Origin of the sequence: Rhodococcus sp. NPDC057014, from assembly GCF_042673295.1 — a bacterium.
Classification (GTDB): domain Bacteria; phylum Actinomycetota; class Actinomycetes; order Mycobacteriales; family Mycobacteriaceae; genus Rhodococcus_F.
Genome location: NZ_JBHUSF010000292.1, coordinates 1 through 11,910, shown reverse-complemented (window position 1 = coordinate 11,910; position 11,910 = coordinate 1). Strand labels below are relative to the sequence as shown.

The following is an 11,910-nucleotide window of genomic DNA, read 5'->3' as shown; positions in this document are numbered from 1 at the left end:
GTCTCCGAAGCGGAGTTTGACTCCCTGTAACCAGTCAGGAGCGTTGTGGCCCTCGCCAATTGGCGAGGGCCTGCCGATCGCGCTGGAACAGATCGACAAGGCCACACCCGCAGCCGCGGGATCGTCGAAACAGCAGCAGCGCCTTCACCGCAGTGCCGGGATAGGCGTGGCCGCACTCGATACGGCGCAGTCGCATCCGAGGTCGGCGTGAGACGAAATATGTGGGTGCCTTCCGATAGATTCCGACACGGACCGGCTTTTGTGGTCGGGGAGGGGAGAGAAGAATGCTGACCTTTGTGTATCTCGCACCCGGGGACGGTATCGGGGCGACCGATACTCCTCGAACTCGGAAAGCGACGGTGAGTAGAGCATGACCACCGAGAGGCCAACCACCGAAAGGCCAACCACTGAAAGGCCTGAGGTGCACTGGGACACCGTTGTTCTCCACGAGTCCGAGCCGCGACGCGCGCACCTGGCCCATGCTGTGGGGTCCGCACTCGGGGTGGTCACCGCGATCGGGACGTTCTCGGCGATGGTCACCACGCTGGCACTGGTGGTCGGGGGAGTGGCAGCGGCCCTTCTTCATGTCGTGTGGGGGACCGCCGACCCGCTGCGGTCGGAGAAGGTGGTCGCCGACTTCCTCGACGTCTCACCGGAGGCCGGGACGACGCTGCTGGTGACGCTTCTGCTGACCGGTGGGGCGATCGGTGGACTGCACCTTCTTACCCGCCACGTCCGCAAACATCAGCCGGCCCGGATCGCCGGCGCACAACTGCAGCAGGTCCCGAACGAGTTGCGGCAGCTGATGAGTGACGCCGTCCTCGCCGTCGAGCAGATCAAGGGCTCCCGTGCGTTCCGGGACGGGCTGTTTACCGATCTGGACCTGCGGGCTGCCATGTGGGACCTCGGGACCCGGGTTCAGGCTGCCGCCGAGTTGCAGGAGGCGGTCACCGCGGCCGCTCACACCGACCCGGGGATTCTCACCCCTGATGATCATCAGGCCTACACCCGGGCGCGCACCCAGATCGAGGACGCCGCGGCGGCGCTGTGCCACGCTGCGGACACCGTGGCCGACCTGGACACCGAACTCGCCGCCGCCGAGGACACAGTCCGGGCCGAGGATGAACGCTGCCGCCGACTTGAGGAATCCTCCGCCCACGTCGACCGCCTGACCCACGCCCACACCGCCCTCGCGGCGACGACTGTGTCACCCGCGGCCGCGGTCACCGACGTCACCGAGGCAATCAGTACCCGAGCCCACGCATACCGGAATCTGCCGCGGCCGTGACCGCGACAAATCCGGCCGCGTGTCGGTGCGCCCGGGTACGCAGCCGACGCTGCAGCCGAGAAATGCGATCCCCGTCTGCACGGGGGATCGCGGGGGCACCCCACGCGATCGAAGAATGAAGTGAAAGTAAGGAGAGGAATAGATATTCATTGCCGAAAGCTGTCACCTCCCCGAGCACCGTGACCGCATCACCGTCGTGCCCGGATACCGACACGACGAGGCTGGTTCGCAGTATGCGGCCGTGGAGTTCGTCGACGATACCGCCGGGGTGCTCGAAGTGCTCGACATCTTCCTGTCCGCCCCGGAAGCGGTCGCTGTCACGGCCTGAGGTGCGTCGGCGCCGATGTGCACGACCAGGTAGGACCACTGCGCCGACCAGTCACCGGGGTCGGTCAGGGGCCGGGTTTCGTAGCGCGCGAAGTCGCCGCGGACACCGGTGACGCACAGTGTGAACCGCAGCGCCAGCCCGGATGCGAACGCGGTCGCCGCGGACAATTCGAGGGCGAGGTCCTTCTCTGCCGCGATCGGCATGCCCGTGTGCACGACGATCCCTCCGGTGGTGGGCGGCGCGAGGGCCGGCCAACGATGGCGGCGCATGCTTCATCGTCGCATCACCCGACCCCGCGGTGCCTGTGAATTTCCTGAGAGTCACTCCCCAGGAGAATGATTCGACCACGAGACGGGGCATCCAGGTAGGAGATCCGGGGTGTGAACCCGCGCCGGACGTGCGATGTCGCCGAGACCGGCATGCGGGAAGTCGTCAGAGGGCGGCGATGGTCAGGTCGGCGATGCCGGCGGCCGCGACGAGCGCGAGCAGGGCCGGCGCGAGCGATCCGGGGAACGGCGCACACCAGTGGTCCGCAGCGTCAGGGCGACGGTTACGGCGATACCCGCTTCCCGGGACCCGGGCAGCGCCGCCGAGTTCGGCATCCCGTCGTCGGTGCGGCTGGTGTGGAAGGAGGTGGTGGGGTGGGCAGATGTGGGCCGGGAACGGCGGTCACGGGCGGTGCGGATCCGTGTCGAAGACCGAAGACCGAAGACCGAAGACCGAGGATCGAGGGTTGAGGGGTTGGGGTGACGGCTGTGCGGCAGTGCGTCGGTCACAGGTGCTCCAGGACGGGAAACAGCGCGATCGCGGACACGATGATCCCCGCGACTCCGGTGACGACACCGAGCAACGCCCGCAGCGAGGCGGGCTCATCCTCCGCCGCACCGGACCGGGATGCGGCGATCGCGCCGCACACCACGGCGCTCACACCCAGGACGAACCCGAGTCCGGACACCCAGAACGACACGAGGGACACCACCCCGAGGGCGAACGACGCCGACGGCAACCGTGATCTTCTGCGCGGCGGCCGGGGTCGGGCACACGCAGAGGAACTCCCGTCGCTGGTGGCACCTGATTCGGGTGGCGTCGCGGCGGTCATGATCCTCCTTCGGGGTGGCTCGGGTGGTCCGGTCGTCGATGCCGCGAGCGAGGGCACCAGCACCTGCGCTGTACCTGGACCGGCGACTGTGCCTGGGGCCCTGGCGGTTTCTCGCGCTGGTAGTGGGTACCAAAGACTGGCTCGGTGCCTTCCCTGCCCCGGAGAGCACGTGAGGCATGTTTTTATTCGGGCAGTCCGATCTCGCGAGCGACTCGGTCGATGATCGGGTCGTCGTCGGCCGCGTCTGTCACCTGCCGGTGGAATTCTTGGAGGCGTTCGTGACGCTGTGTTGGCTCACCGCTGTCGGCTGGGGGCGCGAAGTCCGGATTGGTCGGGTTGATCATCAGTTCCAACTGGGTGAGTACCTTCTGCTTCTTCGTTTGCGCTCACAGCTGACCTCCCTGTCCGGTGGATCCGAGGGTACCGGCGATGCCACCACGGGAGGGGTGTCGACGGGTTGGGCGAGGGGGCGGGATGTTCCGTGGGCGACCAACGGTGTGCCCGAGTGCTGATCTCGGAAGTGTGGGGCCGTCGTTCGGCCGCACCACACTATCGGTTCCGCCGCGCCCGGGCCACAGTCCGCAGGCCTGGCTGGGTTTGGGGGCACCTGACCGGCTTCTGCGGAGAGATGAGCACGCTTTGTCGTGCCGCTCCGTGACATGTCTCGTCCCGCCGAGCCGGACGAGGGGATGTTTCTCGCGCCCCGCACCGGGGTCGATGACGCTGCGGCGCTTCTACGCTGGGAGGACCACGACCAGCGGCGGGAGAGGGATCATGAGTTACGAAGCGATCTACGACGGGGTCCGGTATCCGCTCGCCGATGCGGCCACCGCCCACGGCCTCGAGGACGCCATCCGGGGCCTGTTCGACAACGGCAACGGCGGTTTCGTCGGTTTCGTCAGCCAGAACTCGACGGTGCGCCTGTTGATGACGCCGGCGACGCCGGTCGCGATTCGGGGCAGCGACGAGCCGAACCCGAGCGTCGTCTACCGCTGGTAGCCCCGCCCACAGCCCGGCACCAACCGGCCCCATCCGAGAGACGGTGCTCGCCATGTCGACGGCCAGAGCACCAGCTGAGAGTGAATCGTCAACGGTGAGGCGGCTGGTCCCTCCCGCCCTCGGGGCACGCGGGATCGCGATGGTCGGCGGCGCCGGCCGGGTCGGCGCCAGAAGTCGTCTCCCATGAACGGTTTTCGTACCGGCTGGTCTGCGTGATGGGGCCCGGGCCTGGGCACCCTCTTGTATGGGATCGAACGCAGGCAACCCCACCAGCTCGCCGGCCGCGGCTCTCGGCGGTCGACTGTTGCAGTTGGTCGGTGACCGGGATGCCGCCCAGTTCTCGGGCGAAATCTCCCGGGTGTGCGCGGAGATGCACCCGACCGGGGGCCGGCCGGTGTACGGTGATGTGCTCGCCTGGGTCGTCGACGCCGCCGTCGGCGTGATCATCGCGCGGCTGGGCGGCGCGGGTCCGGAGGAGACGGTGATCCTCGACGTCCGCTTCACCGATGGTCGACGGTACGTCGTCGGCGAGGCTATGCCGGTGTCGGAGCGGTGGGTGCTGGGGACGGTGTCGGCGTTCCTCGCCGAGGATGTGGTGGAGGGGGAGAAGTCCCTCACCGCCGCCGAACAATTCGACATCACCCTGCGCGCGGAAATCTTGGCCGACGCCCTGATCTGGCTGGACTTCGTCCTCGACGTCGACCTTCCCGACCCACCCGACCTGGCGGCCGCGTAGACGGCACATCCGGCCTCGGAAAGCGGTTCGAGCCGGGACATTCTCGCGCCGCGAAAGAGTGCCGGGCGAGATTCGCGGGTGTCATGGGTTAAGCCACCGGTTGGTCGGGTCTTGTGTGCCTCTCTCGTACGCGAAGCCCGTTGGTGTGCGGTGCGCAGCAGAGCAGCCGCCGCGGGGCGGAGGGGTCAGAAGTCCTCGTCGATGCAGGCGAGACGATCCCCGGCCATGCCGGCCTGCCCGGGGCCGGTCATGGTGCGTTGCGCGTGCAGCACCACCGACTTGGCCTCGTCGGCACGGAACTCCCAAGCGACGGTCGTCGATGCCTGCGCGGCACGATTTTGATCGGTCGTGACATCGAGCCAGGTCTCGTTCTGCGGGGGGCGAAGTACGCCGCCGTCGGTCGGCCCGTGGCCGACAAAGGCCGGATTGCTGATCCGGGCGCTGCAGGACGGGCTGGTATCGCTCTGCGAGCTCTGACTCCGGCGGTTCCCCTGCGCAGGCCAATGCCGGGCGTGACTGCCGAGGTATCGATGCGTTGTCGCTTCAGGGCGTCTCGGGTCGCCGGGGTGAGGTCCGGTCGCTGAGCCGGGCTGCCCGGGCGTTCTCGTGGGCGATGATGGCTTCCTGCCAGTCATGCTCGGTCAGATCGCCGCCGTCACGGGTGGGTGGCGGTGGCACGCCGAGTTGCGCGGCGATCTGCGCCCACGACCTTCCCGATTTGAGGGCCTCGATCACCGCCCGGGCGAGGAGTTCGTCGCCGTGGCCGCCGCCGACGACGACATCGGCGTGGTCAGCAGTGTGGTCAGCATCCACGGGAACACCACCCGGCCTGGCTCACTCGGGGACCGCGGAGTGGGGTGTGCATCGGTCCGACTGTATCTGTCGCACCGCAATGGGGGAGACGTGACTCGTGGGTCGGTGTAACGATGGGGTATGAGCTCTGAGGAGGGCCGGACTGCCGGTGGGGGGTGGTGGGTTCGAGCACCGGTTGCGGGCCGAGATCGAACAGATCGCCCGGGATCTGCGGGCCGACACGCCAGCATTCAGGGCACCCTGGAGGTGATCACCAAAGCCGCGCGGGATGTGGTTCCCGGTGCCGAGGATGCCGGCATCACTCTGGTCACCCGCGGACGGGGGTTTCAGTCGCGGGCGGCGACGTCGGAGTTGCCGACGCTGATCGACGAACTTCAGCACCGGCTGGGGGACGGGCCGTGTGTGCAGGCGATCTGGCAGCACGAAACCGTTCTGGTCGCGGACATGGCCACCGAGGGGCGCTGGCCGTTGTTCGCGCCGGAGGCGGCCCGGATCGGGGCGCGGTCGATGCTGGCGTTCCAGCTCTACACCACCGAGAACACGATGGGGGCGTTGAACCTGCACTCGAGCCAGCCGGGCGCGTTCGATGACGACGCGGTCAGAATCGGCGGCACTCTGGCCACGCACGCGGCGATCGCGCTGATCGCCTCGCAGCGGGAGGAGCAATTCCGTGATGCCCTGGCGTCTCGGGACATCATCGGTCAGGCCAAGGGCATCCTGATGCACCGGTTTTCGATCGACGCCGACAGGCGTTCGCGATCCTGACCCGACGGTCCCAGCACACCAACATTCCGCTCAACGAGATCGCCCTGAACCTGATCGAACACGGACCCGACAAACCCTCGCCGTGACCGTGCAGGACAGGCCGGGCAGCTGAGGCCTGCGGTACCGGTTGGGGTGGGCGGGTCGCCGGGCCCCGCGCGGGCCGGTGATTCCGTAGGTTGCGGCCCGCGCGCGGCGTTCGGCCCCTACAAAGGGGGCCGAGAGGGGACGCGGTCCCGATCTAAGGGGTCTGGCCGCGGCTCCGCATCCCGGATACGGCACCTTCCGGCACCAAATCCCCGCACCGGGTCCGGTCGCTTCGCGAGTGCTCCTGGGGGCCAGCGAAGAGGTCAGGTCGGTGCCTGACCGGTCGGGAGCGCGCGGGAGCGTCAGGGCTGCCCCGATCGTCCGGGGCGCTGGTGGGCGGTGAGCAGCAAGTGGTCAAATCGGGTGCGCAGGGCGGTGTCGGGTTCGAGATCGCCGAATGCGGCGACGAGCCGTTCGGCGAGGGTGCGGAGCCGGGTGTTGGTTTCTTGGGAGCGCCAGGTGAGGATGTCGAAGGCGCGGTCGGCGGTGATGCCGTAGACCAGCATCAGCGCCCCCTTGGCCTGTTCGATCACCGCCCGGGATTGTTCGAGGGCGGCGACGGTTTCGTCGACGGAGTCTTTGACGTCGTTGCGGTGTGAGTCGGTGATGTCGATGTAGAAACCGGTCGTGCCGATCACGGCGCCGGTGTCGTCGTGCATGCGGTCGCCGACGACCACAACCTGGTGGATTTTGCCGGTGGTGTCGATGATGCGGTGCTTGCTGCTGAAGGGTTCGGCGTCGTTGATCATCCGGTCCAGGACCCGGGCGACGTGCGGGTGGTCCTCGGGGTGTTTGTGGGAGAGCAGCAATTCGGTGGTCGGAGTGACCTCGCCGGGACGGTAGCCGTGCATCTGGGCGACCGCGTCGGACCATTCCCACCGCTGCCCGTCCAGGAAGAACCGGAAACTGCCCACTCGCTGCGGCTCGCCGCCACCGAACACCTGCTCTGACTCCACGCCTATTTTCTAGCAAATCGGTAACCGGCAAGTTGCACGGACTTCGTCCGTGATCAGGTTCGTGGTCTGACGGTGTGATGTGTGTGGGAACTGCGGTCTCAGTAATGTTTCGGCAACACACCGGAACCTCCTCGAAAGGCGTTCGCCGACACCGGCAACCTCACCGTCGATCCGCCATCCGACTAAACCGCGGGAGGGGGCGACCAGGCGTGCAACGTAGGACGCGAGTACCCCATCCCCAGGTGCGCAAGCAGCGTCAGCAGTCCGCCCTCGACCTCCGGCCGCATGAGCGGGGGGTCAGGTCAGGTCCTCGGTCGGGGCGGTCGCCGCATTGGCTTTGATCGACGCAATCCCGTTCTGGGCCGCCGCCTTCGAGGTGTAGCCCTGACTGGCCGCGATGATCTCGCCGTTCGCCGCCTTGAGGTGAAACCGGAACTGGCCGGCGGTGTCCTTGAACAGCTCGAACTTCGCAGTCATCGCCCCTCCTCGGGATGAATCCACGGCGGTCGCCGACAACGCTCACCGTAAGCCGACCGGCCAGCCGGTGGCACCGGAACCGGACGATTACCTGCGGCTCTCGAGTGTCTGTCCGGCGCCTGCACCTCGAGGTCGACTCCGCCCTCGTGGGCTCACACTCACTCGCTCTCCGCACGGCGCCGAGGTCGTCAGCGGTGGTCACCGGTGGGGCGGAACAGGGTGGTGCGGTGGCCGCTGAGCGAGGCGATGTCGATGAGGAGATAACAATCGCCGGCCGATTTACTCCACGGGGAACCGGTGGGATCGTCGAACCCGCCGAGACCGTCCGTGCCGGCGAACAGTCGGGCGCGGCCGATCGCGAGCACGGACCAGCCCGTGCGCGTCGACGCGGCGATGTTTCCGGTTTCGAAGGCGAGGACGGTGCCCTCGAAGCGGGTGAACCACGGATTGTCTCCGGTCGGGATGACGATCTGCCCGTCCGGGCAGGCGAAGGTCACCGGCCGCACCGCCGGCAGGGCGTTCTCGGTGTAGAGCAGCCGCCCGACGGGGACCGACCGCAGGAAATCCAGGCACTCCCGTGTGGTGAGAGGCCCGTCCGTGGCGGTGTTCGCCGCCGTCGGTCCTGGGCGAGGGTCCATCACGTCCCAGTTCGGTTGCCGCAAAGTGCTCTGTCGACACCTTCAGCATCTCCCGACAGCAACCACCCTCAATAGGGGACAACGTCACTCGCCCCACCGCATCGACGGCCCGCCCGGACCTCCTCCACGCGGGGTGCTCGGACTCGACTCGACGACGGGTGCGTGGCCACCGCGATGGCGGTCTTCGTCGGACCCGCCGTTTCCGACTCGTCCGCCGGGGCACTCGGCCACCAGGTGCTGGGCACCAGCTCCGGGAAGGTCGTCGATCGCAGATCGGTCCCGGGGAACGACACGCGGAGGCAACGGAATGAGTATGCGGGTATGTGACACCATCGACCACGACGAGATCCGCCGGTGGATCCAACTGCACCGCGGCGCCCCGGCCCGGGTCCCGGACACGAGCGCGGTCTGCTCGGCGCAGGTGCTGCTCGTCGACTTCCTCGGGGCCCGGTCGGGTCACTATTTCGAGCACATCTCGTGGGAGGAATGGTTCGCCTGGTTCGACGATCACCACCTGTGTTTCCGCTGCCCCGACGATCCGGAAAGCCTGGCGTTTCACCTTTTTCCGCGCGGAGCGACCCCGTCGACCGTCCATGCGGCCAACCTGAGTCCCTAGCCGCAATGTGGGTGCCATCGCACCGGGCTCACCCACAATCCGGTCGTGGGTGGACCTCGCGGGAGCGGGGTATGGAGGGGAACGACAGGGATGCGGATCGGTCCGCTCGGTCGGGTCGGAAACCGCCGGGGGGCGCACTTGTCGGTTGCTCGGCGGTGGGCGGGCGGTGTGCCCGGGGTTCGCCGCGCCGCGTGCGAAGGATGACAGGTAACGGCGGCGGCCGCGGGCGAACCCCGTCAACGGCATGCGTTCGTCTGATTCATCACCCCTTTGCGCGTCGTCACGTATGAGATGTGGTCCCGGCACTGGTCTTTCCGACTCTCGGTGGGGAGCGCTGCGTGGCCCGGATCGCCGCGGTCGGGGGCTCCGAGATCGTCCACGCCGTCGAGGCGGGAGCCGATGGGCGGCGCGGGCCGGCCGGTGCGGTGGCCAACCGTGCGAGCAGGACCACGGCCTGCGGCGTGAGCGCGTCGGCGAGGATGGGGTCCGAATCGGCTGCGAGCAGCGTGTAGTCGAGCTCGTGCCAGGGCCACACCACCGCAGATTCGGTGCGCTCCAGGATCCAGGTGGCATTGACCTCGGTGACCGTGTTCGCCCCTGTCATGATGTTCACCCCCTACCCGGGCCTTGTCGGCCTCGGTCGACGTGTCACCTAATTTCCCTCTCGCCTCAGGTGTCGGCCGCGCCCCGGGCGGTGACCGCCTTCTTCTCGGAATGACCCTTGCTGCTGATCTCGATCTTGCGGGGTTTGGCCTTCTCCGCGATCGGGATCGTCAACCGCAGCACCCCGGCGTCGTAGCTGGCTTCGATCCGGTCCGCGTCGAGGTTCTCCCCGAGGAACAGTTGTCGGCTGAACACCCCGCGCGGCCGCTCGGCAGCCACCATCTCCTGAGTCTCGTTCAGTGCGGGCCGTTCGGCGTGCACCGTCAGCGTGTCCTTCTCGACATCCAGATCCAGCGAGTCGGCGCTGACACCGGGCAGGTCGAACTCCACCACGAACCGGTCCTCCTCACGCCAGGCGTCCATCGGCATCACCGCCGGACGGGCCGTCGTGCCGAGGATCTGCTGCGTCAGACGGTCGAGGTCGCGGAACGGATCCGTCCGCATCAACATCATGTCCACCTCCTGAAACCCTTTCCATTCCACCAGGTAAACTCCAGCAGATGCTGTAGGTTTGGTATAGCATCTGTCGTAGAATGTGACAAGAGGCTGGGCGAGAAAATTCTTGATCGGAGCCGGTGGTGTCCCCAGGATCCGAACGGTATGACCCCGAATCGCCATCGCTGCGAGGGGTGTACGGCATCTCGGTGGCCGCCGAGCTGTCCGGGTTCGGGATCGCGGCGCTGCGGTTGTACGAGGACTACGGGCTGCTCACCCCGGGGCGCACCAGCGGTGGTACCCGCCGCTACAGCGACTACGACCTGGCGCGGCTGCGGCGGATCGCCGAACTCATCGACGCCGGTGTCAACCTGGTCGGCGTCGGCCGGGTCCTCGACCTCGAGACCCGCACCGACGAACTCGAACGCGACAACCGCCGCCTGGAAGCGGACAACGCGCAACTACGCGCCGAGCAGGATCCCGAGACAATCACCGATCACCCGGGCCCCACCCGTACCCCCGACGACGACGCCGTGCGGGACCGGCCGCCCCGCAGGTGACGCCCACGGCCCGCACAGACCCGACGGGATCGGCCCCCGGGCAGCATCCCCGCCTGCGGGACGCCCCGGTGATCGTGCCTGGATGACCTACTCGTCGTCGGTGTCGAGTTCGACGCAGTTCCACGTCACGGTCCGGTCCGGTGGTACGTGGCCGCGTTCGGTGAAGGTGGGCGGTCGCGACGGGGTGACCGAGTAGCCGCCGTGTGGGTTCGGGGTGCGGGTTGCCTCGCGCGTGATGACGGCGCGGCGAAGAACGCGCCCCCGCGTCGTCGGCACGGTGGGGTGAAACAGGTGCAGGTGGCGGTCGTAGATCAGGCAGCCCGAGATCGCGGTGGGACCCTCGGGTTCTTTCCAGTCCGCGAGCAGGGCGGATACGTGGTCGTTGTTGCGGGCTACCCAGTCGTATTCGCCGGGGCGGTGGGCGGCGACGCGCTCGACGTGCACGGGGACGTCCCAGCTCACCACTTCCGCCGGCAGCATCTCCGGTCGACACCAGGTCGTCGCGGCTTCGATTCGGTCTCCTATGCGCAGACGCTCGTGTCCGGGTTCGGGGTCGACCAACATCCAGATCCTCACGCCCCTCATCATGAACCGTGTGCGCCCGTTCCGTGGTGCCTGCGGTCCGAGCCGCCCCGTGCCGGCGGAGGAACCAAAGGGTGTCTGCCTCTTCGGTCGCGATCATCAGCTCCGGCACGGTGCGGTAGGTGAGGATTCACAGGGTTCGGCGGTGATCGCCCCGATGGCCTCGCCCCTCGGGGCCGCCCAGCCGCGGATGTGGTCGTAGAACGTGGGGGCGCCGCCGTCGCAGCGGTCGGTCAGCAGGCCTGCGCGGCGGCGGCCAGCTGGGGGTGCAGCGGATGCACGATGTCTGCGATGGGCAGCGGGCGCCGACTCGCGAACCTTCAGAACCAGTGACGGCGGCCGCCGACGGCGCGGCCGGTGGCGCCGAGCAACGCGAGGATGACTCCGATGACCAACAGGATGATCCCAATGGTCCAGAGGATCGAGATGCCCGCTACGAATCCGATCACGAGCAGAATCAGTCCGAGAATGATCACGATGAACCTCGTCCCGGCGCGGCGCGCGCCCTTCATCCGGGGGTTACCCGGTCGTCCTAGTCGGAAAACAGTATGGTCGCCAGCGGGATACGCCGGGTCGGCCGCGAGGTGGCACCCATGCCCCGGTAGGTCTCACTCCTGGTTTGTGCTGGTCCCTGTAAGAAGCGCACCATTCTCGTCCTGCGGGTGCCGGACTCGCGCTGGCCGAATCCGGAGCTCTGAACGAGGAGGGGCCGGTTGGGCGATTAGCGGTTGTAGGCGACCAGGGTGGTCCACATCGTCTGCACCGGGGTGTCGTGCTGGTCGAGCATGATCGTCTTGGTGACCATGATGTCGTTGCCGGCGGCGTGGCGGAACGAGTCGAGGAAGACGTCGCAGATCAGGCGGTCGCCCAC

Annotated in this window: 17 protein-coding genes and 3 pseudogenes; 8 read left to right on the top strand and 12 right to left on the bottom strand. The window is 67.8% G+C overall.

Features of this window, described 5'->3' with window-relative positions; all coding sequences use genetic code 11:
- Positions 1-211 (top strand): hypothetical protein (locus ACFTZB_RS36145; RefSeq protein WP_378439243.1); only part of this gene is annotated, 211 nt, incomplete at its 5' end.
- Between the two features lie 210 nt (positions 212-421).
- Positions 422-1,288, top strand: coding sequence for a hypothetical protein (locus ACFTZB_RS36140; protein WP_378439241.1), 867 nt, complete (start codon positions 422-424; stop codon positions 1,286-1,288).
- A 162-nt stretch (positions 1,289-1,450) separates the two neighbouring features.
- On the opposite strand, the gene ACFTZB_RS36135 is transcribed toward ACFTZB_RS36140, so the two are convergent.
- Together ACFTZB_RS36135 and ACFTZB_RS36130 are read right to left on the bottom strand one after the other, a co-directional pair.
- The gene (locus ACFTZB_RS36135) at positions 1,451-1,885 is read right to left on the bottom strand and encodes a hypothetical protein (protein WP_378439239.1); all 435 of its coding nucleotides are present in this window, start codon (positions 1,883-1,885) and stop codon (positions 1,451-1,453) included.
- A 503-nt stretch (positions 1,886-2,388) separates the two neighbouring features.
- Positions 2,389-2,715 (bottom strand): hypothetical protein, encoded by a 327-nt coding sequence (locus ACFTZB_RS36130; RefSeq protein ID WP_378439237.1) that lies wholly within the window; start codon positions 2,713-2,715, stop codon positions 2,389-2,391.
- Positions 2,716-3,489: 774 nt separating this feature from the next.
- Here ACFTZB_RS36130 and ACFTZB_RS36125 point away from each other — a divergent pair.
- Complete coding sequence (locus ACFTZB_RS36125; protein ID WP_378439235.1) at positions 3,490-3,714, top strand: hypothetical protein; 225 nt, start codon at positions 3,490-3,492, stop codon at positions 3,712-3,714.
- Between the two features lie 244 nt (positions 3,715-3,958).
- Positions 3,959-4,450: a hypothetical protein gene (locus tag ACFTZB_RS36120; RefSeq protein WP_378439233.1), complete on the top strand. Its 492-nt coding sequence runs from the start codon at positions 3,959-3,961 to the stop codon at positions 4,448-4,450.
- Between the two features lie 185 nt (positions 4,451-4,635).
- Here the strand turns inward: ACFTZB_RS36120 and ACFTZB_RS36115 are convergent.
- Positions 4,636-4,830, bottom strand: a pseudogene (locus ACFTZB_RS36115) (superoxide dismutase family protein); the annotation flags it as partial.
- On the opposite strand from ACFTZB_RS36115, the pseudogene ACFTZB_RS36110 reads away from it, so the two are divergent.
- A pseudogene (locus tag ACFTZB_RS36110) lies at positions 4,825-4,927 on the top strand (LuxR family transcriptional regulator); the annotation flags it as partial. The pseudogenes ACFTZB_RS36115 and ACFTZB_RS36110 overlap by 6 nt on opposite strands.
- 66 nt (positions 4,928-4,993) lie before the next feature.
- Here ACFTZB_RS36110 and ACFTZB_RS36105 read toward each other — a convergent pair.
- The gene (locus ACFTZB_RS36105; protein WP_378439231.1) at positions 4,994-5,263 is read right to left on the bottom strand and encodes a hypothetical protein; all 270 of its coding nucleotides are present in this window, start codon (positions 5,261-5,263) and stop codon (positions 4,994-4,996) included.
- Between the two features lie 246 nt (positions 5,264-5,509).
- On the opposite strand from ACFTZB_RS36105, the gene ACFTZB_RS36100 reads away from it, so the two are divergent.
- Entirely contained in the window at positions 5,510-6,028 is a 519-nt protein-coding gene (locus ACFTZB_RS36100) for a GAF and ANTAR domain-containing protein (protein WP_378439229.1), read from the top strand.
- A 386-nt stretch (positions 6,029-6,414) separates the two neighbouring features.
- Here ACFTZB_RS36100 and ACFTZB_RS36095 read toward each other — a convergent pair whose 3' ends face one another.
- The 3 genes from ACFTZB_RS36095 to ACFTZB_RS36085 form a co-directional block, all read right to left on the bottom strand.
- Positions 6,415-7,068: a PAS and ANTAR domain-containing protein gene (locus tag ACFTZB_RS36095; RefSeq protein WP_378439227.1), complete on the bottom strand. Its 654-nt coding sequence runs from the start codon at positions 7,066-7,068 to the stop codon at positions 6,415-6,417.
- 297 nt (positions 7,069-7,365) lie between these two features.
- Positions 7,366-7,545, bottom strand: coding sequence for a YegP family protein (locus ACFTZB_RS36090; protein ID WP_276144420.1), 180 nt, complete (start codon positions 7,543-7,545; stop codon positions 7,366-7,368).
- A 188-nt stretch (positions 7,546-7,733) separates the two neighbouring features.
- A complete protein-coding gene (locus tag ACFTZB_RS36085) occupies positions 7,734-8,183 on the bottom strand; it encodes a pyridoxamine 5'-phosphate oxidase family protein (protein WP_378439224.1) in 450 nt (149 codons plus the stop codon).
- A 307-nt stretch (positions 8,184-8,490) separates the two neighbouring features.
- Here ACFTZB_RS36085 and ACFTZB_RS36080 point away from each other — a divergent pair, with 307 nt between their 5' ends.
- Positions 8,491-8,799 (top strand): hypothetical protein, encoded by a 309-nt coding sequence (locus tag ACFTZB_RS36080; protein ID WP_378439222.1) that lies wholly within the window; start codon positions 8,491-8,493, stop codon positions 8,797-8,799.
- A gap of 280 nt (positions 8,800-9,079) precedes the next feature.
- On the opposite strand, the gene ACFTZB_RS36075 is transcribed toward ACFTZB_RS36080, so the two are convergent.
- Entirely contained in the window at positions 9,080-9,403 is a 324-nt protein-coding gene (locus ACFTZB_RS36075) for a hypothetical protein (protein ID WP_378439220.1), read from the bottom strand.
- A gap of 65 nt (positions 9,404-9,468) precedes the next feature.
- Entirely contained in the window at positions 9,469-9,912 is a 444-nt protein-coding gene (locus tag ACFTZB_RS36070; RefSeq protein WP_378439245.1) for an Hsp20/alpha crystallin family protein, read from the bottom strand.
- A gap of 128 nt (positions 9,913-10,040) precedes the next feature.
- Between ACFTZB_RS36070 and ACFTZB_RS36065 the strand changes: the two genes are divergently transcribed.
- Positions 10,041-10,457, top strand: a complete 417-nt coding sequence (locus ACFTZB_RS36065) for a MerR family transcriptional regulator (RefSeq protein ID WP_378439219.1) — start codon at positions 10,041-10,043, stop codon at positions 10,455-10,457.
- A gap of 87 nt (positions 10,458-10,544) precedes the next feature.
- On the opposite strand, the gene ACFTZB_RS36060 is transcribed toward ACFTZB_RS36065, so the two are convergent.
- The 3 genes and pseudogenes from ACFTZB_RS36060 to ACFTZB_RS36050 all read right to left on the bottom strand — a co-directional run.
- Positions 10,545-11,021, bottom strand: coding sequence for a hypothetical protein (locus tag ACFTZB_RS36060; protein ID WP_378439217.1), 477 nt, complete (start codon positions 11,019-11,021; stop codon positions 10,545-10,547).
- 338 nt (positions 11,022-11,359) lie between these two features.
- Positions 11,360-11,515 (bottom strand): DUF6131 family protein, encoded by a 156-nt coding sequence (locus ACFTZB_RS36055; RefSeq protein ID WP_007296776.1) that lies wholly within the window; start codon positions 11,513-11,515, stop codon positions 11,360-11,362.
- 245 nt (positions 11,516-11,760) lie between these two features.
- A pseudogene (locus ACFTZB_RS36050) lies at positions 11,761-11,910 on the bottom strand (acyl dehydratase); the annotation flags it as partial.

Bases quoted from the DNA above. Each gene is read 5' to 3' on its own strand.
- ACFTZB_RS36070 (WP_378439245.1), bottom strand. From the start codon at position 9,912: ATGTTGATGCGGACGGATCCGTTCCGCGACCTCGACCGTCTGACGCAG.
- ACFTZB_RS36080 (WP_378439222.1), top strand. From the start codon at position 8,491: ATGAGTATGCGGGTATGTGACACCATCGACCACGACGAGATCCGCCGG.
- ACFTZB_RS36125 (WP_378439235.1), top strand. From the start codon at position 3,490: ATGAGTTACGAAGCGATCTACGACGGGGTCCGGTATCCGCTCGCCGAT.
- ACFTZB_RS36090 (WP_276144420.1), bottom strand. From the start codon at position 7,545: ATGACTGCGAAGTTCGAGCTGTTCAAGGACACCGCCGGCCAGTTCCGG.
- ACFTZB_RS36085 (WP_378439224.1), bottom strand. From the start codon at position 8,183: ATGGACCCTCGCCCAGGACCGACGGCGGCGAACACCGCCACGGACGGG.
- ACFTZB_RS36130 (WP_378439237.1), bottom strand. From the start codon at position 2,715: ATGACCGCCGCGACGCCACCCGAATCAGGTGCCACCAGCGACGGGAGT.
- ACFTZB_RS36060 (WP_378439217.1), bottom strand. From the start codon at position 11,021: ATGTTGGTCGACCCCGAACCCGGACACGAGCGTCTGCGCATAGGAGAC.
- ACFTZB_RS36120 (WP_378439233.1), top strand. From the start codon at position 3,959: ATGGGATCGAACGCAGGCAACCCCACCAGCTCGCCGGCCGCGGCTCTC.
- ACFTZB_RS36075 (WP_378439220.1), bottom strand. From the start codon at position 9,403: ATGACAGGGGCGAACACGGTCACCGAGGTCAATGCCACCTGGATCCTG.
- ACFTZB_RS36135 (WP_378439239.1), bottom strand. From the start codon at position 1,885: ATGCGCCGCCATCGTTGGCCGGCCCTCGCGCCGCCCACCACCGGAGGG.